At 47.8% G+C, this 26,877-nt stretch carries 21 protein-coding genes; 10 read left to right on the top strand and 11 right to left on the bottom strand.

Annotated features, from left to right (window positions below; all coding sequences use genetic code 11):
• Nucleotides 1-317: 317 nt before the first annotated feature.
• Both AMD24_RS02665 and AMD24_RS02655 read right to left on the bottom strand, forming a co-directional pair.
• Nucleotides 318-1,427: an LptF/LptG family permease gene (locus AMD24_RS02665; RefSeq protein WP_062100547.1), complete on the bottom strand. Its 1,110-nt coding sequence runs from the start codon at nt 1,425-1,427 to the stop codon at nt 318-320.
• A gap of 240 nt (nt 1,428-1,667) precedes the next feature.
• Entirely contained in the window at nt 1,668-4,862 is a 3,195-nt protein-coding gene (locus AMD24_RS02655; RefSeq protein ID WP_062100545.1) for an autotransporter family protein, read from the bottom strand.
• 331 nt (nt 4,863-5,193) lie between these two features.
• Here AMD24_RS02655 and ftsH point away from each other — a divergent pair, with 331 nt between their 5' ends.
• Nucleotides 5,194-7,257, top strand: coding sequence for an ATP-dependent zinc metalloprotease FtsH (gene ftsH, locus AMD24_RS02650; RefSeq protein WP_062100877.1), 2,064 nt, complete (start codon nt 5,194-5,196; stop codon nt 7,255-7,257).
• A 66-nt stretch (nt 7,258-7,323) separates the two neighbouring features.
• Here the strand turns inward: ftsH and AMD24_RS02645 are convergent, their stop codons facing one another.
• Together AMD24_RS02645 and rplS are read right to left on the bottom strand one after the other, a co-directional pair.
• Complete coding sequence (locus tag AMD24_RS02645; protein ID WP_062100544.1) at nt 7,324-7,899, bottom strand: DJ-1 family glyoxalase III; 576 nt, start codon at nt 7,897-7,899, stop codon at nt 7,324-7,326.
• A 375-nt stretch (nt 7,900-8,274) separates the two neighbouring features.
• Complete coding sequence (gene rplS / locus AMD24_RS02640) at nt 8,275-8,622, bottom strand: 50S ribosomal protein L19 (protein WP_062100543.1); 348 nt, start codon at nt 8,620-8,622, stop codon at nt 8,275-8,277.
• A gap of 237 nt (nt 8,623-8,859) precedes the next feature.
• Here rplS and rnc point away from each other — a divergent pair, with 237 nt between their 5' ends.
• The 3 genes from rnc to AMD24_RS02625 all read left to right on the top strand — a co-directional run bounded on the left by rnc (nt 8,860) and on the right by AMD24_RS02625 (nt 11,174).
• Nucleotides 8,860-9,555: a ribonuclease III gene (rnc, locus tag AMD24_RS02635; RefSeq protein ID WP_062100542.1), complete on the top strand. Its 696-nt coding sequence runs from the start codon at nt 8,860-8,862 to the stop codon at nt 9,553-9,555.
• A gap of 20 nt (nt 9,556-9,575) precedes the next feature.
• The gene (locus AMD24_RS02630) at nt 9,576-10,121 is read left to right on the top strand and encodes a hypothetical protein (RefSeq protein ID WP_062100541.1); all 546 of its coding nucleotides are present in this window, start codon (nt 9,576-9,578) and stop codon (nt 10,119-10,121) included.
• A gap of 72 nt (nt 10,122-10,193) precedes the next feature.
• On the top strand, nt 10,194-11,174 hold the full coding sequence (locus AMD24_RS02625) for a menaquinone biosynthesis family protein (RefSeq protein WP_235503171.1): 981 nt from the start codon (nt 10,194-10,196) through the stop codon (nt 11,172-11,174).
• A gap of 564 nt (nt 11,175-11,738) precedes the next feature.
• Here the strand turns inward: AMD24_RS02625 and AMD24_RS04440 are convergent.
• The 3 genes from AMD24_RS04440 to AMD24_RS02610 all read right to left on the bottom strand — a co-directional run bounded on the left by AMD24_RS04440 (nt 11,739) and on the right by AMD24_RS02610 (nt 14,303).
• A complete protein-coding gene (locus AMD24_RS04440) occupies nt 11,739-11,843 on the bottom strand; it encodes an AURKAIP1/COX24 domain-containing protein (RefSeq protein ID WP_148565204.1) in 105 nt (34 codons plus the stop codon).
• A 100-nt stretch (nt 11,844-11,943) separates the two neighbouring features.
• On the bottom strand, nt 11,944-12,831 hold the full coding sequence (gene hisG, locus AMD24_RS02615) for an ATP phosphoribosyltransferase (protein WP_200906704.1): 888 nt from the start codon (nt 12,829-12,831) through the stop codon (nt 11,944-11,946).
• A 152-nt stretch (nt 12,832-12,983) separates the two neighbouring features.
• Nucleotides 12,984-14,303 (bottom strand): NAD(P)/FAD-dependent oxidoreductase, encoded by a 1,320-nt coding sequence (locus AMD24_RS02610; protein ID WP_062100539.1) that lies wholly within the window; start codon nt 14,301-14,303, stop codon nt 12,984-12,986.
• Between the two features lie 153 nt (nt 14,304-14,456).
• Between AMD24_RS02610 and lysA the strand changes: the two genes are divergently transcribed.
• Nucleotides 14,457-15,779, top strand: a complete 1,323-nt coding sequence (gene lysA, locus AMD24_RS02605) for a diaminopimelate decarboxylase (RefSeq protein WP_062100538.1) — start codon at nt 14,457-14,459, stop codon at nt 15,777-15,779.
• A 297-nt stretch (nt 15,780-16,076) separates the two neighbouring features.
• Nucleotides 16,077-17,264, top strand: a complete 1,188-nt coding sequence (gene moeB / locus AMD24_RS02600; protein ID WP_062100537.1) for a molybdopterin-synthase adenylyltransferase MoeB — start codon at nt 16,077-16,079, stop codon at nt 17,262-17,264.
• Nucleotides 17,265-17,497: 233 nt separating this feature from the next.
• Here the strand turns inward: moeB and AMD24_RS02590 are convergent, their stop codons facing one another.
• The gene (locus AMD24_RS02590) at nt 17,498-18,442 is read right to left on the bottom strand and encodes a UbiA-like polyprenyltransferase (protein ID WP_062100535.1); all 945 of its coding nucleotides are present in this window, start codon (nt 18,440-18,442) and stop codon (nt 17,498-17,500) included.
• A gap of 202 nt (nt 18,443-18,644) precedes the next feature.
• The gene (hisI, locus tag AMD24_RS02585; RefSeq protein ID WP_082383025.1) at nt 18,645-19,055 is read right to left on the bottom strand and encodes a phosphoribosyl-AMP cyclohydrolase; all 411 of its coding nucleotides are present in this window, start codon (nt 19,053-19,055) and stop codon (nt 18,645-18,647) included.
• A 697-nt stretch (nt 19,056-19,752) separates the two neighbouring features.
• On the opposite strand from hisI, the gene AMD24_RS02580 reads away from it, so the two are divergent.
• The 4 genes from AMD24_RS02580 to fabF all read left to right on the top strand — a co-directional run bounded on the left by AMD24_RS02580 (nt 19,753) and on the right by fabF (nt 24,291).
• On the top strand, nt 19,753-20,376 hold the full coding sequence (locus AMD24_RS02580) for a MotA/TolQ/ExbB proton channel family protein (RefSeq protein ID WP_062100534.1): 624 nt from the start codon (nt 19,753-19,755) through the stop codon (nt 20,374-20,376).
• Nucleotides 20,373-20,777 carry an ExbD/TolR family protein gene (locus AMD24_RS02575; protein WP_148565182.1) on the top strand — a complete coding sequence of 135 codons (405 nt, stop codon included), beginning with the start codon at nt 20,373-20,375 and terminating at the stop codon, nt 20,775-20,777. The genes AMD24_RS02580 and AMD24_RS02575 overlap by 4 nt, the downstream gene beginning before the upstream one ends.
• A gap of 927 nt (nt 20,778-21,704) precedes the next feature.
• On the top strand, nt 21,705-22,883 hold the full coding sequence (locus AMD24_RS02565; RefSeq protein WP_062100875.1) for a GuaB3 family IMP dehydrogenase-related protein: 1,179 nt from the start codon (nt 21,705-21,707) through the stop codon (nt 22,881-22,883).
• 79 nt (nt 22,884-22,962) lie between these two features.
• Entirely contained in the window at nt 22,963-24,291 is a 1,329-nt protein-coding gene (gene fabF / locus AMD24_RS02560) for a beta-ketoacyl-ACP synthase II (protein WP_062100531.1), read from the top strand.
• Nucleotides 24,292-24,344: 53 nt separating this feature from the next.
• Here the strand turns inward: fabF and pepF are convergent, their stop codons facing one another.
• Nucleotides 24,345-26,141 carry an oligoendopeptidase F gene (gene pepF / locus AMD24_RS02555; protein ID WP_235503170.1) on the bottom strand — a complete coding sequence of 599 codons (1,797 nt, stop codon included), beginning with the start codon at nt 26,139-26,141 and terminating at the stop codon, nt 24,345-24,347.
• A gap of 108 nt (nt 26,142-26,249) precedes the next feature.
• Entirely contained in the window at nt 26,250-26,864 is a 615-nt protein-coding gene (gene rpsD / locus AMD24_RS02550) for a 30S ribosomal protein S4 (protein WP_062100529.1), read from the bottom strand.
• Nucleotides 26,865-26,877 lie beyond the last annotated feature (13 nt).

Below are 26,877 nucleotides of genomic sequence, written 5' to 3'. Positions count from 1 at the left end.
AACAATTTCTTTGCTGGTAGCTGACAATAAATTTGGTCAGGAGCTTGTAGCATGGTTGACACTGTTGGGTGTGCCCAGTGCTAGGCGTTGTATTAGGGACACAAATAAAGCACCTTCAGGTTGTCTTCCAGCTTTTTTAGATAAATTTACCTTAAGTTGCATGCTAAGTACCATGCTCTCGGTATGACCATGGGCGCGTGGGGATGCGGAGACCGTTCGCGTTTCGCATTTAGAATACAAATTTGAGTAATGCTAGTGCTAGTGGTGTGTTCACGTAACAAGGGCTCTGTAGCTGTAGAGCTCTACACATGCTATTGCTATTTGGTGGAAATTCTAAAGAAAAGATAGCCTCCCAGGCCAATAAACAAGACGTTGGGCAACCATATCAACAAGTCAGGGTGTGCATATATGTTCTCCTGCAAAGAACGAGCAGCAAGGATAAAAAGGAAATAGAAAAATGCGATGGCCATGCTAAACACAAAACCTATGGGGGTTTCTCGACGGTGCGTGGTAATGCCAAACGGAATAGCTACCAAGGTAAAAGCAACACAGGCAAGAGAAGTAGAAAATCTTCGGTTGATTTCTACTTTGATTCTAAGCGCCCTCTTAGGGTCAGAAGCTACACTTAAAGCCTGCTTAAGTTCATGCATAGTAGAAGAACTAAGTCGTCCTGTGTTATCATGTTTCTTATAAAGCTTCTGAAGTGGAATTAGGAAGGTACCCTCAACCAGACTGATCCCTTGGCAAATTTTTTGGATGTTCAAGGGGTCCGTAATATCGTGCTCTTCAAATTGAGCCCCGCGAAGTTTTAGCAGTAAACAGTTGTTAACTGGATCAGGCCGCAATACGCCACTCCTGGCATGCACCATCCTAGTGGTGCAGTGATCGCCGTTGATTTCGAATAAAATGATGTTAGTCAGCTGATTCTGCTGACGCTCTCCTACATAGATACGATGGCCGGGAAATTGATCCATGACATCGTTTGCACTAAAAAGGGAGCTTGGGTTATGAGTAGCAATTCTAAAGATGCTGTTTAGCATTTTCTTCTCTGCGCTTGGGGCAATGTCAACATTAATCCAACAGCAAATGGCAGTTAGGACGAGTGCGAAGCAGAATACTGGAATGGTAATCAGAGAAATACTTACTCCGCTTGCCCGTAAGGCGATTAGTTCGTTATCAGCAGAAATTCGTCCGAAAACCAGAAGGAGGCCGGTCAAGAGTCCCCAAGGGATAGTAAAGGTGAGGGAAAATGGAAAAACAAACAGTATAAAGGCTAGTACCGTTTGAACTGGCACATCCCGATTAATAAGTAGATCAAGCAATTCTTTGAAAATATTGCCTAGTATTAAAACAAGACTGAGTATCCCCACCGCGAAAACAGTGGATACTAAAATGGACTTCCCAATATAACGCTCAATGATTTTCATGCCTGGCGCAGACCAGCGAGACTTACATGCTCAATAAGAGCACATTGGCCACAACCCAGTTGTTTGGAAACTACCGCCCCTTTGGTTTAGATGCCTTTTTGGCTTTAGAGTTCCCAGGGCTCCCTACATGTGCAGTATGCCCCCGATATCCCCTTCTCCGTGTGCCGAAGTACCATCTCCAGAGCCATCTAGAGAGGAGAGAAGGAGAAAACCCTATTCTCAAATCCTGTAGTAAGAGCCTTAAAAGGTGTAGCTAACCCCTAGCATGACACTGTGAGAAGTGATCCTAGTTCCCAACTGTGGCATATAGTAAGCATAACACCAAACACTCTTTCCCAAGCTAGCACTCACCCCAGCTGTGGCGAAGGCTGTGTTCCTGTTCCCCTTAACGCCTTGATAGCCAAAGCGGTAGGCCTTTCCATTGATAGCGTTACCATTATTAAATGCTGCCGCTATCATTTCTCCATAGTTTGCAAACTCGTGCTGCCAGGCCAGTCCCAATCTCGGTGCAATCTGGTATCCGGTTGCTACATCCCATAAATACGCAACAGTTGTCCCAAGAGTTCCGACGAGCGAACCTACATTTTGTCTTTCTGAACGGACATTTAGATTTGTCCCCCCTGTTTCCTCTACGCTCGAGACTAGGAGATAAGTGTATTGCATTGAGCTGTTTGTTCCCAGCATCCACCTGCCTAACTTGAACTCATATCCTACTCCCAGCTGGGAGGCTAGCTCTCCACTCCACGGGAAGCTTCGCATGGCCCACTGGTTGTTAGCCGTTCCAAAAGCGCGACGTAGGGTATGATCATTATGCCCTCCTCCTATGATAGCATTAACATAGAATCCATTCCAAGAACTGGTACCGTATATCCCATATTTAATCCCATTGCTATCGTGAGAGCTGTGGTTATAAGTATGACCATTTTGCCTGGACCTTACTCCTTGATAGCCAGCAAAGATACCTATACTCATCCTTTCATTGAGGTAGCAGTCTCCACCAGCGGAGAAGTGACCAGTAGCTGCACGCTGCCTTGGAAAGCCATTAATACCGGAAATGCTGGAGAACATGCCGGAAGCTGTGGCAAACGTATTCCATTGGGGAGAGCTTGCATAGGAGGGAGTCTGGTTTGTCTCTTGGTTTTCCCCGTAATCCTTCCTACAGTTGAGCGCGTGCTGCTGTAAAGCGCTAGGTCTAATCCCGTTAAGGGAAGTACCGTGCACTCCCGCCCGTATCCTAGCAAGGCGATCGTTTATCTGCATGTAGTGCATGTTAGCAGCGCTGAAGATAATATCCTTAATGCCAGCCACTTGTTGGGGAGCTACCACGTCCAGATAATAGCCCAACTCCTTTTTTGGAACAAATTCTAGATCCCAGACAAGCCTCTCTAAATCGCTATTGTGCTCGGTTGCTAGACCCCTGTTGCGGACTATTTCATTGAAAATCTTGGCAACGGACTTTTGAGCGGGAGTCTTCCCTGAAAATTGCTCTTGCGTTATCTGCATCGTGACGCACTTATCATTGTGCTGCAGCTGCACTTGCAGGACCCCCGGGAGTTTAATGTCTCTGAAACGACCTGAAAGATGCCCCCCAACATGTACAATGTCATATTCTACGTTGCTAGATGGAAAGTATCCTGGCCTGAATTGAGGTATAACCACAGCACCCTTGTCTAGTTGAGCGTCGCTTAAAACCCATAGTTCACCGTAGGAGTCGTCACCCATAATTGGTATGACCAGAACACCATTTGGGCCCTGTCTGTAAGTCCCAGCAAGAAAACTGGTGGGGGTACCTGCAAAATGTGTATGTAGCGTCCCATTGTTAAAGACAGTTTGCTCCACCTTTCCTCCTCCATTTACAACTCCATTTGGATGGATATGAATACTGGATTGCGGCAGCCCTACCCGCAATGACAGCGTTCCCATTTTGACAACGGTACCACCCCTATACTTCTGCAAGTCGTCAATGCATAGTGCCCCCCCCCTTCCATTGATCTCCACCTTGCCAAATCCGGTAATTTTCCCTTTAAAGGTGCCATCGCGTGCTTGGGAAAAAACCAGCTTCCCGCTATTGTCGATGTTTCCACGCAGGGAATCAGTAGTGCCGGACAACACACCGTCTAGGATTTTGGTACCTCCACTGTAGGCATTGTTTCCTGCAAGGAATTGCTCACCTTTACCTGCTTTGGTGAGACTAACCTTCCCCTTCCTTTCTATGATATCCCCAGCGAACAACCCGCTCCCACTGGCGCTTCCTACCGTTAGCTCTACTGCCTTGGACGAACTATTAGTCACCGCGCTTCCCTCCTCCCCGAAAAGCCCGTTGATAGTGCTATCATAACCAGCTAGATCGAAAGCACCTCCTGAGTCGAGTCCAACATTAGACTGTGGATCGATGGGTAGATTCATCTCCTGCCGCAGCAAAGCATTTTCTCCGATGTAAGTAAATCCTGTGTATTGCTGCGGGCATTGGAGATTGAGCACACCTGTTCCCCGGGAACTCATTATATTTAGTCCACCCTGACCTTGAAATCCGCTAGTAAGTCTTACGTGAAACCCATTAGTATCGATCGTTCCACCTCTTACGCTAAGAAGCAAAGTTTTACTTCTGAATCCTGCAAGGAAATCGTTGGAATTCCCCTTCGCTTGTATGGTTCCACCGTTCATCCTTAGTATCTGCTCCCCATGGAAACCATCCGTGTATCCTATGGCAAGTACCCCTCCATCTAAAAATAAAGCCGCATTTCCCATTGGCTGTAGGAACCCAAGCTGGATAGAGTTTACATCTACCAAGCCATCTGTGATGTTTAGGACGCCTCTTGGTGTATCAGCAAAATCGGCAATCCTTCTACCAAAGGTAATTCTATCTGCTTTTACCCTCCCACCGTTAACCGATAGTTCTCCTATTCCCCTTTCCTGGCTGATAGACAAGTCTCCATTTACTTCTACCTCTCCTCCACTGAACACCCTTAGAGTGCCTATCGAGTCTTTGGAGCCGAGAGATAAGGAAGAGCCCACACTCACCTTTCCTCCATTAACATCGAGATGACCTGTTGTGGTGTTTAGGCCAATCTCCAAATCCCTTGCTATCGTCAGACTGCCACCTGGACCTACTTCCACCGTCCCATTTTTTCTACTTCCGACATACAGCCTATCAGCTTCGGCCATACCTCGAATACGCGCAGTCCCATAATTGCCAATGTATGTCGTACTCCCAGCTGTTGGAACAGCTCGCCCTATCCAGCTATCTGGGGATTCCCAATCCGCAGCACGTACGTCCCAATGGCAATCATCTGCCGCAGCAGCAGGATGCCATAAACCAAATACCGCGGCGACAACAGTGATAACAAGGAGAAGCATGGTATTCCGTGAAGCAGGAGGGAACAGCACATGTTTTCCAACACGGCCCCTCTCTAGCCTTTGGGGGAGTAATTTCATATCTAATGTTGATGTGGGAAGGGGAAGGGTGCGTGTGTAGGCTAGTGTGGTGTAGGAAGTCAAGCATAGTTTCTTGAAAAGGCATGCAAACTTCATCGAAGAGGTTGGTGAAAAGTTGATTGCTTCGCTCTTTGCAGAAATTTGACTACCCACCCATTTCCCCTGTACAAGCGCCGAAGGAGTGCAGTGGAAGGAATGGAAAGCAAGCTCTTTCAAAGGCGCGGATAGCCAGTATCCACATTGTCTAAAACTATTTCCCTTGAAGGGGTGTTGCACTCGGGGTTACACTTTAGCCTGGGTGCCGTTTTTGCTGCAGACAGAGACCAAAATCATGGCCGAAAACAAACATAACCAAAGCAAGGAAAGTCGCAGACGACTCAGCAACAATAATGACAAAGAGCCCCAGGTTAATTGGCGTGGCTTGCTTCTGGTAGTGGTAGCTATTGCTTTGCTGGGAGGAGCTTTACTGGTGCGTGGGGGAGCTTTTTCCCAATCGGAGGATATTTCCAATTCTCGCTTTTACCAGCTCCTCAAGGAGTCAAGAGTCGTTTCCACCCCTGGCCGCCAGCTTTCTATCAATGTAGAAGAGGGACGCAAGACAGAAACTATTGTTGGATTTTACCGAAAGGGGGGGGCAGCTGCTGGTTCAGATCACGGGCTGCAGGCTTTCCAAACCACAGCATTTATTGCCTATGACGGTGATCAGCTAAAGCAAGCTCTCCAGGAGGCCGGGATTAAGCCAAATATCCGGTCTCAGTCTAACGCTTTGGCTAGCACACTGATCAATACAGTACCTATCCTCCTGCTTTTTATTGCCATCTATTTTTTCTTCCGCTCCCAAATCAAGATAGCTGGAAAGGGAGCCCTTAGCTTCGGCAAGAGCAAGGCCCGTATGATGGCCCGTGATAAAAACCGTGCTACTTTTAAAGATGTTGCAGGTATTGAAGAGGCGAAGGAGGATGTCTCTGAGTTGGTAGATTTTCTAAAGGATCCAAAGAAGTTTCAGAAGCTCGGCGGCCGCATCCCAAAAGGTGTACTGATGGTAGGACCACCTGGTACAGGAAAAACCCTCCTGGCACGTGCTATTGCTGGAGAAGCGGAGGTTCCCTTTTTTAGTATTAGTGGTTCAGACTTTGTCGAGATGTTTGTGGGGGTAGGGGCTTCCCGAGTACGGGATATGTTTGAGCAGGGAAAGAAAAGTGCTCCTTGCCTAATGTTCATCGATGAAATCGACGCTGTCGGGCGTCACCGTGGACATGGCTTAGGGGGTGGGCACGATGAACGGGAGCAAACCCTCAATCAGCTTCTTGTAGAGATGGATGGATTCGATACCCAAGATGGAGTTATCATCATAGCTGCCACTAATCGCCCCGACGTGCTAGATCCTGCGCTGCTGCGACCCGGGCGTTTCGACCGACAGGTCGTTGTTAGCCTCCCCGACGTCAAGGGAAGGGAGGAGATTCTTAAGGTGCATGCAAAGAGAATCAAACTTGACGGGAACGCAGACCTTACTACTTTGGCCCGTGGCACGCCAGGTTACTCTGGTGCAGAGCTTGCCAACGTCATCAATGAAGCGGCTCTTATGGCTGCCAGGAAGGGACTTCCAGCAGTTACTATGCAGGAGCTTGAAGAATCTCGTGACAAGGTACGATGGGGAAAGGAACGTCGCAGCTTAGCCATGAGTGAGCGGGAAAAAATCTCTACCGCGTGGCACGAGTCAGGACATGCTCTACTGAATGTTCTCCTGGAACATACCAGTCCACTACACAAGGTTACCATCATCCCCCGTGGCCCGTATTTGGGTGCTACCATGCACCTTCCGGAAGGAGATAAATATTCCACCCAGCAGAAAGAGGCGGCTGATTCTCTCGTCGTCATGATGGGTGGTCGCATTGCCGAAGAAATGTTTACAAATGATATCTCTAACGGTGCTGCTGGAGACATCAAACAGGCAACCCAATTAACTCGAAAGATGGTATGCGAATGGGGTATGAGTGACCTAGGAATGGTCCGTTACAGTGAGAATAGTGACTACGTCTTTTTTGCACGGGAAATGATGCGCGGCCGTGAATACAGTGAGGATACCGCAAGGCAAATCGATTCTGAGGTTAAACGCATCATTAACGATGCCTATGCACGTGCCACCACAATCCTGAGAAAGAATAGGAGGAAAATCAAACTTATTGCTAGTGCTCTTCTTGAGTACGAAACTTTGAGCGCTATTCACGTCAAGGAAATCATCGAATTTGGCGAATTACGCAACCCCCCTGTTATGGTACCTAAACCACCCCCATTACCTCCCTCTCCTCCAACTTCTCCTACCACCCCGTCCATACCAAGTGATAAGGAGCAACGTATCCCCCCAGGGGGCCTTCCTGCCCCAGCACCCGCGTAAAAACACAAACCCCCCCAAGGGAATATGGTGCACTTCTTTGGCAAACTGCTCCATTTTTCGAGGCCATCAAGCCATGATGGAGTGAGAGATCTCTTCCATCTTTTGGGTGCCCATGAGGAGGCCTACCAAGGTCAGGCCAAAATCGAGTGCGGTTCCGGCACCACGGGACGTCACGATGCGCCTATCCACCACTACGCGCTCTGTAGTAACAAAGGCATAAGGTAGCTCTCTGGAAAGGGAAGAATGCGCCGTGAAGCGGCGGTATTCCAGCAGCCCAGCATCGGAGAGAACTATTGGTCCAGCACAAATAGCTGCAACCCAGGCCCCGTCTTTCTCATAGGCAGCTGCCAGCTGCTGCGCACGGCCATCTTCCCGTAATCTAGAAACGCCCTCCCGGCCACCTGGTATCATCAGAACATCGAACTGGGGCTTCCCCCCCCTGGAGAGGGCTGGGGCAGCAGTTTCTGAAAGCAGAGTATCTACCGTTACCAAAATTCCATTGCATCCTCTTATCTCTAGTTTCTTCTCCACCGTAGCAAGCACTACTGTACCGCCTGCACGCCTCAGCACATCCACTGGTACCAGGGCTTCTATCTCTTCAAAACCACTAGCGAGTAAGCAACAAACGGATGGTACCTTCATGATCGTCAGAGGAGTCCCTCTAAGAGTTTAGAGGGAGAAACCCATACAGCGAACTGGGTGTATGCTAAAGATAAAGACTCCCTTTTGGAAAGAGGAAAACAATCGCTAATTGATTTTATTAACTATAAGCAATTTGCCCTCATACTTTCTCTGCTAGTTTGATCCCTGCACCCTTCCTCGGTGACATCCAAGGAAACGGAGGAGGCCCAATTAGTTAGCTGCCTCGAGGGGCATATACTCTGCAAAATTCGTACAGCAGCTGGCTCCCAACTACTGGAGCCTCGTACAAAGCAACCTTTGAGGATTCTACGGCACCGTAATTAGTTACAGCGCGAAAAGGTGTGCAAGGCTAGAAGACGTAGAGGAAGAGCCTCCTTAGAAGGATCTCTCCCTGACTGTCATGGCAGATTTTCCTTTGCGTCTACGCAAGTAATAGAGTTTAGAACGATGAACGTACCCCCTTCTTTCCACTTGGATCCTAGAAATTCTGGGGGAGTGAAGCGAAAAGCTTTTCTCTACCCCTTCTCCAAAAGAAAGGCGCCGCACGGTAAAACTCGCATTGATTCCTGCACCTCTCCGAGCAATGACAATTCCGGAATAAACCTGAATACGCTCTCTATCTCCTTCAACCACACGTATGTGTACCTTAACACTGTCCCCGACTGAAAAGGGGACGACTTCGGACTTGAGTTGCTCCTTTTCAATTTTTTCAAAGAAAGTCATGATATAATCAGTAAGGTTACGCCGCCAGTTAATCTCGTCTGCTTGTAAATGAAAAGGTTAAACTTTAGGTGTTCTCCGAAGAGACTGTTCGGCAGGAGGTAGGGCCCCACTTATGTTGCCCACTGCAGAGCTGTAATGCGTCTTCTTCTTGTCAAATTACACAACTTATGGCAAACCACACCGTCGTGCCGTGGCCTCTTAGGCCACTGGCTCCTCATCCCCTCCGATGCCCCACCAATGAATCCATTAGAAATGCAAATCGGATATAAGTTCCGAAACCCCCTCCTTCTAGCAGAAGCTCTCACTCATCCAAGTATTTCCTCGGAACGTAAAAGTTTTCCGTTTGACAATCAGCGGTTGGAATTTCTCGGAGATTCAGTGTTGCAGCTAGTAGTTACCGAGCATCTCTATGCTCTCTTCCCTAACTCCAGCGAGGGGGAACTCACCAAGCTACGAGCAAGGGTGGTTTCACGAGATAACCTTAAAGATCATGCAGCCACTCTTAGCCTCGGAAGATACCTCATGATAGGCCATGGAGAAGATGTTAGCGGAGGACGTACCCGCGCTTCAACACTAGCTGATGCTTTTGAGTCTCTAGTTGGCGCAGTCTATCTAGACGGAGGACTAGAACAGGTTCGCAGGTTTATTCTCCAACAAATACAAAGCAGTTTTGAAAAACTTCTGCAGGACTCTGAGAAATCTAATCCCAAAGGCGAACTACAAGAGATCCTTCAGGCTATTTCCCAAGCCACACCAGAGTATATCCTGCTCAACCAGAGCGGTCCAGAACACCGAAAACACTTTCAGTGCAGCGTGACATGGGAAAGGCGAGAACTTGGCCGTGGCACTGGAAGTAGTAAAAAAATGGCGGAAGTGGCAGCGGCTAATGCAGCACTGACTGATCGCGCCTGGGGGAGACTCAGACTCCGCTAAACTCCTGCCCTTACAAAGTGATGAGTGGTTCTTCTCACCAAGCTGTGGGAGCTATAGTAGGTACACTTCTAATTCTTGTCCATGCTGCAGCACTCCTACAAAAAGACTGCAGTCAGTGGATACAGAAATTTCCTAGGTCTAGAACTTGGGGAACCGCTCTTCTACTGATGGCTGCTACGTGGACATTCTTTCTGGTAAGAAGAATGGACTTGGGTGAGTTTGCTAACTTACGTACGATCGCACTAGGCTCTGTGGTACTTGCAGCACTACTCACTTGGCTCTTCTTGGAGGAGTTTTTGGCCGCGAGAAGTACAGGATTTCTCGCTCTTTTAGCTGCTGATCCTATTCTTAACTCCTGTATTCTCTGGCCCCTGAATTATCGGTTGCCTCTTGTTGTCCTAGCCTATATCTGTATCCTTTGTGGTGTTGTCTGGGCTGGCATGCCATATCTGATGAGGGATCAGATCGCATGGCTTACTGCATCTTCCTGGCGTTGGAATATTGCTGCTGGGGTGGGTGTTGTTGTGGGATGCATCATCTTAAGCTGCTCCTTCCTAGGAACCTGAAAGCCAAAGACAACTGCTCTGTTATCTGCTTTAATCCCGCGCTGATGCGGGTGCTGAGTTAGGTAGGGAGTTTTGACAACAAAACATTCCGAGCAATTAAGTAAGTTTGGAAGTCATAAACCTATTTCTTCTGTGGACTGCCCTATGACTAGTTGGAAGGACACTCTCCTCATGATAGGTCACTCTCCGGACCTAGATGACGCTTTTATGTTCTATGCAATGGTTGAGGAAAAAATCGACCTAAGGGGATACCGTTTCCGGCATGTTCTTCAGGATATCGAGTCGCTCAATAAACAGGCTACGCGGGGAGAACTGCATGTTTCAGCAGTTTCCATTCATGCCTATGCTTATCTAAGGGATGAGTACCTACTTCTTCCTATCGGAGCAAGCATAGGAGATGGCTATGGTCCCCTGTTGGTTGCCCACCACACAACCTCTGTACCTTCCTTCTTTTCCCTAGATGATTGTAGAAAATGGCTTCTTAACCAACGCATCGCCGTCCCGGGACGCACGACTACTGCTTACCTAACCACACGGATTTTTTTAGGAGAATTCAAGCATATTAGTGTCCCCTTCGATAAAATTTTCTCCACGGTAAAAAACGGAGAAGCGGACGTTGGCCTCCTTATTCACGAAGGCCAGCTCACCTATCTAAGGCAAGGCTTTAAAAAAGTATTAGATCTAGGGGAATGGTGGAAATCCTATACACAACTCCCACTCCCATTGGGAGGGAATGTGATCCGGAAAGACATTCCTCCCTCTGTCCAAAGAGATATCGCGGAGATCCTTAGAGGAAGCATCCAATACGGACTTCAGCATCAAAGCTCTGCCATAGAGTACAGCCTGCCCTACGCTCGTGGAATGGGAGTGGCGCTTGCACACCAATTTATCCGAATGTACGTTAATGACTACACGCTTGACTATGGTAGGAAGGGGTGTCAAGCTCTCGAGAGGCTTTTCTCCGAGGCATACAGAGTGGGGGTTGTGTCGCCTCTTATTCTCCCGCAATTTGCTTATGGAAAGGAGCCCCATCTTTTGCAGGAGAATCTCTGATTAAGCCTAGGAATGCTTCCGTTGGGATTAAGTTCGCGTGTGCAGCTTCGGGGAAGTGATCCGTAAAATTACAAAGATTGCTTAGCAGCGAGCATTTGCTTTGAAAAATTACTCCATCCAGTACAAGTCCCAGACTTGGCCGAGCACTACTACCAAGCACTAGTCGTGGAGATCTATCCCCTAGGCGTGGTTTTGTTTGCTCCTCGCTAAAAGGAAGTACCCCTCTTCCAAGAAGAGGGGAACCCAGATCATAGAACTGAAAGGCCAGGAGTTTTTATAACCCGTAGGGCAACGCCATGTCTAATCCACCACAACTGAATCTGAGCAAAAGACGCCACTACCCTGCGCAGGACCTGTTTTTTTGGACGACACTCATTCTTCTTTGATCCTGAGACTACTTCCTCTCAATGACATCTTAGGAAATAAAATCTCTGAGAGGCTACCTCGACTTCCTCAAGGCCAAGCATTGCTAACATGCAATCCAAAACCTACTCTCTCTTTCTGAAAAATATCAACATGCACAGAGTGCACAACCCGCCCCCCTCTCCAACAGGGGGGGGAAGTCTACGACTTGTACCGCAAGCGTTTCTTATGGCGATTTTGCTTCATTCGTTTGCTGCGCTTGTGCTTTGCAATCTTACTTCTTCTCTTCTTTTTGAGCGAACCCATGTGATTTTTTCCAGGCAATTTCTACTGCCAAGACTTACTTTTCGTTAATCAAAAGACGACTCTCGCGCTAGTACATTGCCAATCCTCGCACAACTTAAACTTAGTAAACAACTTTATTCAAAGGATATTCAATAATCCCCTCTGCGCCGAGTGCTTTCAACTTAGCGAGGATTTCTCGGACTACTTTTTCTTCAACAACGGCTTCCACCGCGACCCAATTGGCCTGAGCCAAAGGAGAGACAGTGGGATTCCTCAAGGAGGGTAGCGCCCCAAGCAAATTTTCCAAATTTGCCGAGGGGAGGTTCATTTTTATTCCAACCAGACTATGGGCGTCCAATGCCCCTTTTAACAAGAGGGCAAGGCTCTCCAGTTTGTTTCGTTTCCATTTATTCTTCCAACTACACTTATTCGTCACCAGGACAGGGTATGACTCTAACAGAGTATCTATGACCCGTAGCTTGTTAGCTTGGAGCGAAGCACCGGTCTCCGTAATCTCTACAATCGCGTCCACTAGGTCTGGCACTTTAACTTCAGTAGCACCCCAAGAGAATTCAACCTGAACATCCACCCCATGTTTTCTAAAAAAATCTTTAGTCAAACTAACTACCTCAGTTGCAATTCGCTTTCCCTCCAAATCGTATACTGAGTGCACTGGAGACTCTTCGGGCACCACCAACACCCAGCGCGTTGGGTTTGTGCTTGCTTTGCTATAGGGGAGCACTTCTACTTCACGTACGTGAGAACCACTTTCAGCTACCCAATCCTGTCCAGTGATTCCAGCATCTAAATAGCTGCGCTCTACATAACGGCTAATCTCTTGAGCACGCAAGACACGGACCTCTAAATCGGGATCATCCACCGCGGGACGGTAGGAGCGAGTAGAACCGGAAATACTAAAACCTGCCTTCGCGAAAAGCTGCACCGTAGCCTCCATCAGGCTGCCGGAGGGCAACCCCAGCAGTAGCTTCTTATCATCCGCTTTCTTCATTTGATACTCTCTTGCACCGACCCCGGCCCACTGTATCCTGGGAAGAAAGGAGAAGCGAGGAGAATTTGCAATGATAATTCTACGCAAAGGTGAGAGCAACAGGACTCGGCAAGGAAGATCTTCCGATTCCAAATACCCAGCGTTGCTAATGATTAAGTGTTTTTGGAAACAGAACGGCCTCTTAGAAGGTCATCTTGCTGAGTCTGGGGAAGAATTATGCGAGATGTGGTTGTATAAGTTAGGTAGGAAAACACCCAACTCAGAAACACACGTGAACGTTTTCTAAATCCAATGAGGAAATAAAGGTGAATAAATGCCCAGGTTATCCAGGCAAAATATCCGCTAAACTTGATCAGATGTAAATCAGCTATAGCAGCGTGCCGTCCAATAGTAGCCATACTTCCCTTGTCCACATATTCAAAGTGTTTCGTAGAAATCCCGTTTAATAGGCGAAGGATATTTCTTGCTACGTGACGCCCAGCTTGTACTGCCGCTGGAGAAACACCAGGAACAGGGGTGCCGTTGGCTCGTTTAGCAAAGGCCATGTCTCCAATCACGAATACCTCAGGGTGTCCAGGAATACTCATATCTGCATTGACCATCACCCGCCCCTGACGATCCACTTCAACACCAAGTTGGCTTCCCAAAGGAGAAGCCATATTTCCAGCGGCCCAAATAACGGTGCGCGTAGGGATTGTGATTCCACTTACTTCCACGTAGTCCTCTGTAATTCGAGTGACTTTCGCATTAAGACGGACATCAACGCGAAGTTTTTTCAATTGTTCAAGAGCTTTTCTAGAAAGAACAAGATCGAACGTAGGAAGAATGTGGGAGGTAGCCTCAATGAGAATAATCCGAGCCTCTGCCGGATTGATGTGACGAAAATCTCTTTTTAGAGTACAGTAGGCCAGTTCAGCAATAGCACCTGCCGTTTCGACACCAGTCGGTCCTCCACCTACTACCACAAAGGTCATTGCCCGTTTGCGCTCTTCTGGTGCGGAAGCCTTCTCGGCAACCTCAAACGCCATGAGAATACGGTTTCGAATGTTGACAGCGTCACCTAGTGTCTTCAAGCCAGGGGCATGCTGCTCCCATTCGTCTTTTCCGAAATAGGAATGGCGTGCACCGCAGGCCAGGATAAGATAGTCGTAGTGTAGGGTCAAATCTGACGTCACCACCAGTTTCTCAACTGTATTAATCCTGGTTACCTCATCGAGAAAAATCTCTACGTTCCTTTGGTTACGTAAAATGGAGCGAATTGGTTCAGCGATATCCGCTTCCGCCAGGCCAGACGTTGCGACCTGATAGAGCAGCGGCTGAAAAAGATGATGGTTGCTCTTGTCAACCAGAATGATTCGGACCGCCACATTTGCAAGGGCGCGTGCGGCAGATAGTCCGCCAAATCCTCCTCCGATAATAATGACAACTGGTAGGCTCGATTGATTTCCGATGGTTCCACTTGTATGACTCATAGAAGTCCTATTTTGACGGATGATAAGCAGTTTTCATATAGAAAATCTGCAGACGTTTTTTGTTCCTCTTCTGCACTAGCTTGCCCTTCTAGGAAATCCTTTACTTCACTGACTTATTGACATTGGAGAACAGCGGTTACATTTTTTCTGACCATGCATCACTTTGCTTTCCACAAGGGATCACTTTGCTGTGAACAGCAGGAACTCTCTTACTTGAGCGAGCGTTATGGAACTCCCCTCTATGTCTATTCAGCACAAACCATCCGGGACAATTTCCAGCGTTTGGAAGCTGCCTCAGCACCTTTAGACCACCTAATCTGCTACGCAGTTAAAGCTAATTCTAATCTGGCTGTCCTGAATCTTTTCGCTAAGCTAGGGTCGGGGTTTGACATTGTCTCTGGTGGGGAACTCTATCGTGTCCTTCAGGCCGGTGGTTGTGCTGGTCGTTGTACCTTTGCAGGAATCGGTAAAACCCAGGAAGAAATCGACTATGCACTTAAGGAAAGTGTACACTGCTTTGTTGTAGAATCCGAAGCTGAACTAGAGATTATCAACAGAATTGCAGGAAAACTGGGAAGAAGGGCCCCAATAGCCTTGCGTATTAACCCGGACGTGGAGGCAGGTACACATTCTTACATTACTACGGGAAAGGCCCACAACAAATTCGGGATTGACCTGGGCTGCGCTGAAGAAGCGTACGCTTACGCTGCCAGTCTACCTCACCTTTTCATTCGCGGCATCCAGACCCATATTGGTTCCCAGATTCTAGATTGTCGACCCTTCGTCGAGGCTGTCGAAAAGCTATCCCCTCTTGTCGTCCGTCTCAAGGAATGTTACGGAGTTGAGTCTTTCAGCATAGGGGGGGGTATGGGAATTGTCTATCAAGAAGCTCTAGAAAGTGGAACTCCACAGTGGTGGGAAGGGGCAGATGCAAAACTTCTAACCCCGGAGAGATACGCTGCGGCCCTCCTACCACTCCTTTCCTCCCTTGGAGTTAAAATCTTGTTCGAACCTGGCCGCAGCCTTGTTGGCAATGCTGGCGTACTTGTCACACAAGTAATCCAGGTCAAGAAGAAATTTACCAAGCGCTTCGTGATTGTGAACGCCGGCATGAACGATCTCATTCGACCTGCCCTTTATGAAGCGCCGCATCAAGTGGTTCCTCTTAAACACTCCTCCCATCTTGCTGCAGGTACAGCGGATGTTGTTGGGCCTATCTGTGAGAGCGGAGATTTCTTCCTGCAGGATACCACTCTCCCTAATTGTCAGCCTGGAGACTATTTAGCACTTATGAGTGCTGGTGCCTATGGTGCTGTTATGTCTTCCCGTTATAACTCCCGTCCTCTTGCAGCAGAGGTTATGGTAGACAATTCCAGATCTTTCCTTGTTCGAGAGCGGGAAAAACTCTCTGACCTCATCCGCGGAGAACATACCATAGACACTCCTTCAAATGCGCCTCACCTAGAAAGTGGGTAGGGAGTAGCTCCGTCATTGGATAAGCCACTGTCATGTTAACCGCTGTCCGGCTATTAGCAGTGTATTGCTGATGTGACACGTATTCTCTCTAGATTGCACCGTGCTAAGCCCCATTAGTCCTCTTTTCGAATCGGAGCTTGGAATCCTCGCCCCTTTTCGCAAGGGGATATTTTTTACCCATGTCAAAATAGTTTCTGCCCTATAATATTCAGAAATTGCGGGCTGTAGCGGAATTTCATTGTTGATTCCTGGGAAACTACTTCTTACCCTCAGCCTAGGGAGGATTTAGATTTAAGTATGGATAGAACAAGCAGCATCATTGGCACGGAGCGAATTGACTCTGTCGAGCTTGGCCGCGACGAAGTTGCGCGATATGCGCGCCACCTCATTATGCCAGAAATAACCTTGGAGGGGCAGAAAAAGCTTAAAGCTTCCAGCGTTCTCTGTATTGGAGCTGGAGGGCTAGGTTCTCCCATTGCCCTCTACCTTGCAGCCGCTGGAATTGGCAAACTAGGATTGGTGGACTTTGACATCGTGGACCGCTCTAATCTGCAGCGTCAAGTTTTACATGGAACAAAGGACATCGGCAGAAAAAAGCTTGACAGTGCACTGGAGCGAATTAGGGACATCAATCCCCATGTAAGCCTGGTGGCGTACGATTGCCTTTTTTGCAGCGAAAACGCCGCGAGCATCGTAATGGATTACGATTTAATCGTTGATGGTACCGATAATTTCCAAACTCGATACCTTTCTAATGATGTATGCTTCTTTCTGAAGAAGCCGAACATTTATGGCTCGATTTTTAGATTTGAAGGGCAGAGTACGGTATTTGCCCCACATCTGGGTGGTCCCTGCTATCGTTGCCTTTTTCCTGAGCCACCCCCTCCGGGAACTGTTCCTAGTTGTGCTGAGGGTGGGGTTTTGGGAGTTCTCCCGGGTATTGTGGGCCTCATTCAATCCATTGAATGCATTAAGCTCTTAGTAGGGATAGGAAATTGCCTTATAGGTAGGCTTCTCCATTTCGACGCTCTCAAGATGAAATTTAGTGAGTTTAGAATACGCAAGGATCCTCGTTGTCCTCTCTGCAGTGAGCGACCCACTCTTACGGGACTTATCGACTACGAACAGTTTTGCGGAGTCTCACGCTCAGCAGAAATCGGAACTGCAGTTCCGACAGTGAGCGTCGAGGTATTAAGGGAGAAGCTTAGTTCCGGTATCCCATTGACCCTCTTAGATGTACGTGAACTCCATGAGCACCAGATTGCCAGAATTCCCGGTTCTCGCCTGATTCCATTAGGCGAACTTGCCTCCCGCATGAGTGAGCTGGATGCTGCCGATGAAATTTATATTCATTGTAAAACGGGGGGACGGAGCATGAGGGCACTGTGTCAACTGCGTGACGCTGGCTTTACAAAATTGTTTAACGTAGAGGGTGGTATCCATGCATGGTCCGATAGGATCGATCCATCAGTGCCTCAGTACTAGCTTTTACTTCCTCTTGAGGATTTGTCTTTTTTGAAGAGCCACTGCAAAAAGGGCCGTTGGGGGGGGTACGGGCACGGTGTAGGATTCGTTCTCTGTACATCCTGGTAGCTTTCTATACGGGGTTCCCTTTAGAGGGGAACCAATAGAATCGGAAAGATTGGGGGGATGGTTGCGGTTGTGTGGATAAAACCGGCGTTGCTCTTCCCTCCGTACCTGAATCGTAGCTTCTAGCACTAGAAGCGGAGGCTGGACTTCCAATAGAAGTCCATAAACACCCCCGCCATAAGGAGCAATCCAACTGCTGCATTACTTAATGCCCAGTTGGCAGCCTTCGCACTACAGTCAACCATGAAATGCCTGTATACCAGGATCCAGAAAATTAGTCCTAATGCGATGGCATAGGAGAAACCAAATCGTTCCACCCATCCGAAAAAGCTGAGAGGGAGAAGCATTCCCATGTGGAGCCATTTCGCTACACGTAGCGACGCAGGTATACCTAGTAGGACTACCATGGACTTAAGACCTTCACGTCGATCGACCTCAAGGTCTTGCACGGCATAGATCATATCAAATCCTGCCACCCAAAGGAAAATACATAGCGCTAATATTAGTGAGGGAAGAGCGAATTCCCCAGTTACTGCGTTCCATGCCCCTATAGGAACTACTGACAACGCTAATCCTAAGAAAAATTGTGACGCATAGGTGAACCGCTTTGTCAGGGAGTAAAAGAAAACGACTCCTAAAGCGAGGGGAGAGAGCACCAGGCACAATCGGTTAATTAGCCAAGTAGTAGCTATGAAGGAAAAGGAAGAGATGACACAGGCTGCAATGGCAACTGGTTGACCCACCAATAGGTGGCGATAAGCAGTGCGCGGATTGCGTTTATCTAGTTCCCAATCTATCACTCGATTAAACGTCATGGCTGCTGTCCGGGCAAAAACCATAGCCATGATGATAAGCAGGAAAATTCTACGGGACGGAAACCCGTGCGCTGCTGTGAGCATAGCGCTTAAAGCAAAGGGCAAGGCAAAAATTGTGTGCGAGAAACAAATAAACTGAAGAAAAGCGCGAATTGAACCCACTCTATACTTTCCATTAAGGGGGTTAAAGAGGAGACTTTTAAACATCCAAAGATAGAGAAGGGGCAGCTTTTTTCCGTAGGAGTTTTGAGTGTCCATACAACTGGAACACCAGGCTTGTGCCCCTGCACCTTTGCCCTGCTCCCTTACACAATACCGGCACAACTCACGAAAGGCACCAAGGCTGTGTGTGTCCAGTGCCGGCAGGGATTATGTGATACCAATTTATAAAACGCGGCCTGACTCCAGTAGACCCACACCTAATTTGGATGGCGCAACTCGCCAAGAAGCAAACAGGCCTCTACCTCTCACTTTCTTTTTTGGAGAAATCCCCTTCGCTCGTGGAAAGGTACCCTTTAGGTGGGATTACCGTACCCTGTTTTGCGTCTAATTCCGAAAAGAAACAACTTTGGGAACCGGAGTGGCATGCTGACCCTTTTTGGTCTACAAAAAAAAGAAGGGTATCTCGGTCACAATCTACAAACCAACGTATGATTTTCTGAACATTGCCACTGGTCTCTCCCTTAAGCCAAAGCTTATTTCTAGAACGGCTCCAATAGTGCATGAATCCTTTGGATAGGGATTGTTCTATAGATTCCCTGTTCATCCATCCCATCATTAGGACACGACCGTAATGATGCTGGGAAGCGAGCGCCTGCTGAACAATAGCAGGGATCAACCCTTCCGCATTAAACCTAAAATCAAAGTCCATCTTGGCAAACTTTCCGTTGAGTCACACAAAACTAGAGCACGGTAGTATGAGACTCAAACGAGTAAATCGCAAGCATCTTCCGGAGCTTCGCTTTCCAGCGTGCTCCTTGTCAACTGTTTGGCCAGTGGTGCTACGGGCCCGTGAATATCACAACTTCTCCCCTACTGAAATTACTGAGGTCTGATTATGGAGATAGACAAGGATAGGATGCGAAGAAGGAGAAACAGCGGACATAGGTAGATTATAGCTCTAACTGAGGGGAAGAGAGAGGGGGAAGATACTCTGGAGTATTGTCGCCTTTCTTTCCGTCAAATGGAACGGGCCACAGAATGGGAAGGGTCGCTTCCCTCCTTTAACAGACTCTTTCTCCTAAAAGGGCCTTTCATCTTATTCTATCTGGGTCCCCTGGAGAATTTAGAATTCCTACGCCACTTTGTTGGGGGATTAGTTTCACCTATCAGGGGGGGCCATGGCGAGTAACATATTTATGAAGGATGGTGTGTTCAGACTCATTAAAATTCATTATTCTTCTGAAATCTAGTAATGAGCAGCAAGAGGCCTCTTGGGCTCGATGGCGTCTGACAGCTCGACAATAATTCACCCTTTCTTGCTTTGAAAAGCAGAGAAAAATCTGATCCTCGACAGAGAGATGACCCCCGTGTAAGATCAGCAATTCCTAATATTAACCCTGAGAGTCATGGCTGAGTTTGTACAAAAGGGTGGACCTCTCACGTGGGTTATTCTACTCTGTAGCATTGTTGCTCTTGGAGTTTTTTTTGAGCGGTTACTTTCCCTCCATCGGGCGAGTATCCATGTCAGCGATTTCTTAAAAGGACTGGCGACTCTCATAGAGAGAAAGAATTTTTCGGAGGCCATACAAGAGTGCGCTTGTACGCCAGGTCCGGTGGCTCGCGTCCTTCACGAGGCTATTTTACAGTATGACTTTGACAAGAGAGAAACCAGAGAAGTTGTTCAGAATGCTGCACAGTTGGAAGTGCCGAAATTGGAAAAGAACCTACCCATTCTCCATGCCATTGCCTATGGCGCCCCGATGATTGGACTGCTTGGCACTGTCTTAGGGTTGCTTAAGGCATTTCAAGCTATTACCCTCCATGGAGGGTATACTACGGCTGCGGAGCTTGCTGACGGTGTCTATCAGAGTTTGCTTTGTTCCGCTGCAGGAATTGCAGTTGGCATCGCTGCCTTTACGGCTTATAAGTTCCTTTCTTTTCGCATTAATATTCTCATGCACGATATGGAACGAGCTGGGGTTGAAATTATCTATCTGTTGAAATCTACATCGCAGGGGAAGGCTCTGTGAAGTTGCAAAGGACCTACTCTCCCGATTCTGCCTGGCTGTTTTTAGCGCCGATAGCCAGCGTTGCGCTTCTTCTCATGTTCTTCTTGCTGATTTGTACTTCCTTAGTGTTACAGCCAGGAATAGCAGTCGAAGTGCCCTATTCCCCATTTCTGCTTCCTCCCCAGGGGAATCCTTTGATAATCAGTGTTACTGCCCTACCGCTACCGAGTGTCTTTTTAGCTGGCCGGAACGTTCCTCTCACGGAATTAGAAGCCAGTTTAAGGAAGCTGCACTCCCAATCTCACTCAGTAATTGTTAGGGCGGATCAATGGACGCCCCTGTGGTTAGTAGCAGAAGTCCTTAGGCAATCTATTAGACAGGGATATCCTGTTGTTCTGGCAACACAAGGAAAGCGTTCTTAGATGAGAAAAACCCAGGACTGGCGGCGGCTACGCCCCTTTTGGTCTCAGGGCCCCTTTTGGAGACTTGTTATCGCAGTAGGAATTTCTGCCTTGCTTCATGCTACTGGGTTGTTTCTTTTTAGTATCGCATCCCCCACCCAGGGATCTCTAAACTTATCACCTGTGGTTGTTTATCTCCTTAGTACGGAAATACAGCGAAATGCTCGGAGATAATCTGGCAGCCACAAATTCGATCCCTTTGTATAAGGAACTACCCAATCAAAACTGATCTGAATTCTAAATGCAGCTGACTACGGACTTGTCACCCATCGCTCTTTTCCCTTTGCTTCGTCTTCCCTTGATTACCTTAAATCAGGTGGAAAGCTGCAAGGTCCCCCTGCCTTATTCAGAAGGCGCCTCTCCTATATCCTCTTCTCCTAGTCTATCATGTATGTGGTTGTCCAGCCATGAAAATACCAGACGGTAGATCCTGGGATCTGCTTCCACTTCACAGTTTATTTAGAGAATCTGAGTTTTGAGAAAAAGCGTAAGAGGTGCGACCTATAAGAAACCTACTTAGAATCGGGAATACTAAAGGAGGACGGGGCATCTCTGCTGGGACGACAGGCTTTTGTTACTTTCTCTCGGAATTGTCCTTACCGTGCTGCTAGTTGCCAAGAAACATGATTTCTATCAATCTCTCTCAACTTCCAGAAATCTACACCCTAGTTTTCCTTGCGGCGGTTTCTGCTGTCTGGATAGCCTACGAGATAGGTAGAAAGAGGCATGTGGCTTGTTTACTACGCTGCCATATTCGGTGTCTGTTGTGCGGTATGGAGTTCGAAGATTGTTCTCCAGCTACGCTTGTCCGGTGCCCACGGTGTAGCAGCTTAAATGAACGTAGTAAACGCACATGTTTTAAAAACTATCATCGAACTACTAGTATCTATGGGAATGTGGATCGGAAAAAATAGAAAGGCACGCGTTACTTATGGGTTTGACGAAATCTCTTTGGTTCCTGGTACAGTTACCATCAATCCCAATGAGGTAGATATCACTTTCTCTATTCCAAGAAAAAGTGGGGAGCCTATCCGCCTTAACATTCCTATTCTTGCGAGTGCAATGGATGGTGTAGTGGACGTTTGTTTTGCGAGGGAAATGGGACTCCTCGGTGGCCTTGCAGTCCTTAATTTGGAAGGAATACAAACCCGCTATGAAAGCCCCAAAGAAATTTTCGATGAAATCCTTAAAGCTAAGAGAGAACATGTCACCTCCCTGCTGCAGAAGTTATACCAAGAACCTGTACAGGAGGCACTCGTCGCTAAACGTATCCAACAAATCAAGGAATCTCAAGTAACTACTGCGGTAAGCTCCATCCCACAAAATGCAGAACTTTACGGCTGCATTGCGGCGGAAGCAGGAGCAGACATTTTTGTGATCCAAAGTACTGTATCCACCGTTCGGCATATTTCTAATGAGTATAAGTCTCTTGAGCTCGCCAGTTTTTGCAAAAAAATGTCTCTGCCAGTCATTGTTGGCAATGCTGTTAGCTACAACGTGACACTTGAGATTTTGGAATGCGGAGCAGCAGGAGTTCTTGTTGGCGTTGGCCCGGGAGCTGCCTGCACCTCTCGTGGAGTACTTGGTTTAGGAGTGCCACAGGTTACCGCTACGGTGGATTGTGCTGCAGCACGCGATGCCTTTTATAAAAAAAGCGGGTCCTATATTCCTATTATTACCGATGGAGGAATGCGCAAAGGAGGCGATGTATGCAAAGCGCTGGCATGTGGTTCGGATGCGGTAATGGTAGGTAGTGCATTTGCCAAAGCCAGGGAGGCCCCTGGCAAGGGTTATCACTGGGGTATGGCCACTCCCCATGCAAATCTCCCCCGTGGCACTCGTATTCATGTGGGCACTACGGGAAGCTTGCAACAGATTCTTTTCGGTCCGGCAGGCGTGGATGATGGCAGCCAGAATCTCATAGGAGCCGTCACTACCTGTATGGGTAACGTAGGCGCTGCATCCATTCGCGCATTTCAAGAAACAGAAATTATCATTGCACCTTCTATCCAAACTGAAGGTAAGCTCTTCCAGGTTGTGCAAAATGTAGGGATGGGATCACAGTAAATTCTAGGCTGCTCTACACAGCCAATGAATAACCCTTTCCGTTGAGCCTCCCTTGTGGTTCCTAAGTTTGATTCAATCGATGAGTGATCGTAGGGTCGTCGTAACAGGTCTAGGCGTTATAACTCCGCTTGGTAACGACGTAAAAACATTTTGGAAAAACCTAATTGAAGGCCGAAGTGGTGTCAGACTTTATCAGGCATTCGACTCAGAGATCTACTCCTGCAAAATTGCAGGGGAGGTCCGGAGTTTTGATCCTGTTGGTGTTTTTAAAGAGGCAAATAAATTCCATCATTCTGCTGAGCAGGATCTTTGCACCAGCACCAGATCTTTTGAGGAGGTCGCAAAAGCCAAAGCGCTCAAGGAAGCTAGGCGCTCAGACCGATTTACTCAGTTTGCCGTAGCTGCCGCCACCATGGCCTTGTCGGACTCAGGATTAGATATCAAGACCATTCAACGTGATCGCTTCGGCGTCCTGATTGGAAGTGGCATAGGAGGCTTGCAAAGCATGGAGGATGAAACAAAGCGTCTGTATGCACGCGGACCATCCCGTGTTTCCCCCTTTACAATTGCTATGATGATTAGCAATATGGCAAGCGGTGTGGTTTCAATGGAATTTGGCATCTGTGGGCCCAACATGTCCATTGTGACTGCCTGTGCAACTGCTAATCATTCTATTGGGGAAGCCTGGCGTATCATTAAGTTTGGAGATGCTGATGTTTTTCTGGCTGGTGGTGCCGAGGCTACTATTACCCCTTTGGGCATATCAGGGTTTTCAGCCATGAATGCGCTAAGTCTGAGAAATGATGAACCAGAGCGAGCCTCTCGTCCATTTGATCGTGATCGCGACGGGTTTGTTATGGGTGAGGGGGCTGGGATACTGCTTATTGAAGAACTAGAACACGCTAAACGCCGAGGAGCATCTATTTACTGCGAGCTTTCTGGATATGGCTTAAGTAGTGATGCCTATCACATGACGCAGCCTCTCCCGGAGGGTGAGGGAGCTGCGCGCTGTATGAAAATGGCCATGCAACATGCCGGTGTAAATTCTGGAGAAATCGATTATATTAATGCGCATGGGACTTCTACGCCCATTGGTGATATTTGCGAGACTAAGGCAATCAAGCTTGCGTTAGGCAGTAGTGCTAAAACTACTATGGTAAGCTCGACGAAGTCTATGACTGGCCATCTACTTGGAGCAGCCGGAGGGGTGGAAATGGCTGCCTGTGTCTTGGCGATTAAATATGGAATCGTGCCTCCAACGATCAACCTTGAGCACCAAGATCCAGAATGTGATCTTGACTATGTACCTAACCAGGCTCGTGAGCAAAGGGTGTGTATTGCTATTAACAACTCGTTTGGATTTGGTGGTCATAATGCCACTCTTCTTGCACGCAGATTCCCAGGTTAAGATGGCCCCCAGCTTGGTGCTTTCCAATGTCCAGACGTGAAGTGCTTATCTTCTTATTCAAGAAGAGCTTCCAGCTCTTCCAGACGACGAGCAAATAGATGTAATGCAACTTGGATAGGTTCCGGGGAGTTCATGTCTACTCCTGCTGCTTGTAGAGTCTCGATTGGAAATCGACTCCCTCCGCTCCGGAGAAGGCCAAGGTATGCAGAAGCATCTCCGCTTGCCAGTACCTTATTGCACAGGGTTACAGCCGCAGAAACACCAGTCGCATATTTATAGACATAGAATGCATCGTAGAAATGAGGGATTCGCAGACACTCGAGCTCCGCGACATCGTCAACTACTACTTCATGCCCGAAAAAAGCATCGAGCAAAGACCGGTAGGAGGATCTTAGAAACTCTAGTGTGAGTGCACGTCCTTCCTCTTCGGCTGTATGGATGATTTTTTCAAACTCTGCGAACATTGTTTGCCGAAAGAGACTCCCTTGCAAGTCGTCGATCTGTCGATTAAGTAAATAGGCATATACGGAGGAAGCACTCGCTTTAGCAAGCAAGTGCTCAGTAAGTAATGCTTCATTAAAGGTAGAGGCGACCTCTGCAAGAAAGATGGGATAACGATAGTTTTGAAAACTCTGGGCCCTACTTGAGTACCACGTATGCATAGAATGGCCTACTTCGTGGGCAAGTGTATAGAGGTCAGAGAAGACATCCTGCTTGTAATTCATGAGAAGGTAGGGGGGGCTAGAATAGCTACCAGCGCTGAACGCTCCACTATGTTTTCCCTTATTTTCATAGCGATCGCACCAGCGTTCGACCATTAGTCCTCTGCGGAGTACGCTAACATACTCCTCGCCTAGAGGAGCAACTGACGACAGGACTTTTTCTACTGCTTCCTCAAACGGAATGCTCATCTGGATAGAATCCACTAGCGGCACCAGTGTGTCATAGATGTGGATGGCAGGAAGCTTCAGCACACGCCGGCGTAAGCTGTAGTAACGGTGCAACAAGGGAAGATGAGTACGGATAGTGAAGATCAAATTGTCGTATATCGAGAGAGGAACATCATCATAAAAGAGTGCTGCTTCTTGTGATGATGAAAAATTCCGTACCCGTGCATGAAATACGTCTCGTCGCACTGAGCTGACCAAAGCAGCTGATAGCGTGTACCTGTGGTCAGAAAATTCCTGGTAGAATTTTCTGAAGGCCCTCCTCCTGATTGTTCTGTCCCTTCTAGTAAGAAAGGAGGCGAGCGTATTTTGTGTTAATTGAATTTTGCGGTAGACACCCCCCCTATCATGAATATGACCAAAATTCATATCAACGTTTGTCAGCTGGCGAAAAACAGTGCTAGCACCCCCTAATGCCTCTTCGACAAGAGCTAAAAGACGCTCTTCTGGCTCAGAGAGCGTATGTGGTTTTGTACGCAGAATTTTTTGAAGAAAGAACGTCCATTCCTCCAAAGAAGGGTCCTGCAGCCAACTAACGAACACATCATCAGGTATTCTTTGAAGTTCTGGTGCTATAAAGGATGAAGACTGCTGTAGATGCGGGGTAAAACTAGCTAAGCGAGCCTCTCGATCGAGTGCTTGGTTGTTTGAACTATCTTCACTAAGACGTAGCGCTGCGTATTCTCGTATTTTCTCGCCGAGCATGTCAATTTTCCTCTTAAATTCTAGGCAGCTTTTCAGAGTCTTGGGAGAGTCTAAGAGATGCCCACGAAATTTGAGGATTTCTGTGTAGCATACTCTCAGCTCTTCAAAGGCATTTTCCCAGTCAGCTCCACTGGGAAAAATTGCCCTTAGGTCCCAAGTGTCCCCGGGACAGATTTCAGACCGAGTAGGAATATCCAAGCCTACAGAGAATACTATTTCTTTTTTAGATTTAAAGATCTTAGCCGCACACCACCCGACACAAGGGATCCAGCTGCTTTTAGGTTTCCGAGCGGTTAAGGTTAAAGCCTACCTAGAGTAGAGCTCGACAACCAGCTGCTCATTTGCAATCGGGTTGATATCTTCCCTAGAAGGGAGCCTGACTATTCTGCCAGTCAAATTTCCACGATCAACTGAGAGCCAATCTGGGATCGCCACGATGTGAGCTACCTCTAGGACTTTCTGGACTAGAGATTTGGAACTGGGGCTGCCCTTAATACTTACATGGTCTCCGGGTCGAAGATTCGCAGAGGCAATATTTACTTTGCGGCCATTTAAGTAAATGTGCCCATGAGAAACAAGCTGACGAGCCCCTCGCAGTGTCCTGGAAAACCCAAGCCGATAGACGACGTTATCCAAACGAGTTTCAAGCAGTTGAAGGAGAATCTCTCCAGTAACCCCTCTTTTAGTTAAGGCCTGCCGAAAATAGCGCCGGAACTGGCGTTCGAGCACGCCATATTGGCAGCGCAGCTTCTGCTTTTCCGCAAGAGCTAATGCATAATCGGAGAGCTTGCGACGCATGCCTCTACTGGGACCATGCACTCCTGGGGGATAAGTCTTATTCTCGAATGCCCTGGCAGACCCCTCGATGAGGGTACCATATCGGCGGCTGATTTTCGTTTTTGGTCCGGTACGGCGTGCCATGAGAAAAAAATAA

This window comes from Candidatus Xiphinematobacter sp. Idaho Grape, from assembly GCF_001318295.1.
Taxonomy (GTDB): domain Bacteria; phylum Verrucomicrobiota; class Verrucomicrobiia; order Chthoniobacterales; family Xiphinematobacteraceae; genus Xiphinematobacter.
The sequence above is the reverse complement of the archived record's forward strand: the minus strand, read 5'-3'. Positions and strand labels throughout refer to the sequence as shown.

Coding starts and splice junctions, on each gene's coding strand:
- AMD24_RS02565 (WP_062100875.1), top strand. CDS start 21,705: ATGGGAATGTGGATCGGAAAAAATAGAAAGGCACGCGTTACTTATGGG.
- AMD24_RS02645 (WP_062100544.1), bottom strand. CDS start 7,899: ATGAAGGTACCATCCGTTTGTTGCTTACTCGCTAGTGGTTTTGAAGAG.
- AMD24_RS02630 (WP_062100541.1), top strand. CDS start 9,576: ATGAGTGGTTCTTCTCACCAAGCTGTGGGAGCTATAGTAGGTACACTT.
- rplS (WP_062100543.1), bottom strand. CDS start 8,622: ATGACTTTCTTTGAAAAAATTGAAAAGGAGCAACTCAAGTCCGAAGTC.
- AMD24_RS04440 (WP_148565204.1), bottom strand. CDS start 11,843: ATGGGTTCGCTCAAAAAGAAGAGAAGAAGTAAGATTGCAAAGCACAAG.
- moeB (WP_062100537.1), top strand. CDS start 16,077: ATGGATAGAACAAGCAGCATCATTGGCACGGAGCGAATTGACTCTGTC.
- hisI (WP_082383025.1), bottom strand. CDS start 19,055: ATGGACTTTGATTTTAGGTTTAATGCGGAAGGGTTGATCCCTGCTATT.
- rpsD (WP_062100529.1), bottom strand. CDS start 26,864: ATGGCACGCCGTACCGGACCAAAAACGAAAATCAGCCGCCGATATGGT.
- AMD24_RS02665 (WP_062100547.1), bottom strand. CDS start 1,427: ATGAAAATCATTGAGCGTTATATTGGGAAGTCCATTTTAGTATCCACT.
- rnc (WP_062100542.1), top strand. CDS start 8,860: ATGAATCCATTAGAAATGCAAATCGGATATAAGTTCCGAAACCCCCTC.
- AMD24_RS02610 (WP_062100539.1), bottom strand. CDS start 14,303: ATGAGTCATACAAGTGGAACCATCGGAAATCAATCGAGCCTACCAGTT.
- AMD24_RS02655 (WP_062100545.1), bottom strand. CDS start 4,862: ATGAAATTACTCCCCCAAAGGCTAGAGAGGGGCCGTGTTGGAAAACAT.
- lysA (WP_062100538.1), top strand. CDS start 14,457: ATGCATCACTTTGCTTTCCACAAGGGATCACTTTGCTGTGAACAGCAG.
- AMD24_RS02590 (WP_062100535.1), bottom strand. CDS start 18,442: ATGGACACTCAAAACTCCTACGGAAAAAAGCTGCCCCTTCTCTATCTT.
- hisG (WP_200906704.1), bottom strand. CDS start 12,831: ATGAAGAAAGCGGATGATAAGAAGCTACTGCTGGGGTTGCCCTCCGGC.
- ftsH (WP_062100877.1), top strand. CDS start 5,194: ATGGCCGAAAACAAACATAACCAAAGCAAGGAAAGTCGCAGACGACTC.
- AMD24_RS02580 (WP_062100534.1), top strand. CDS start 19,753: ATGGCTGAGTTTGTACAAAAGGGTGGACCTCTCACGTGGGTTATTCTA.
- fabF (WP_062100531.1), top strand. CDS start 22,963: ATGAGTGATCGTAGGGTCGTCGTAACAGGTCTAGGCGTTATAACTCCG.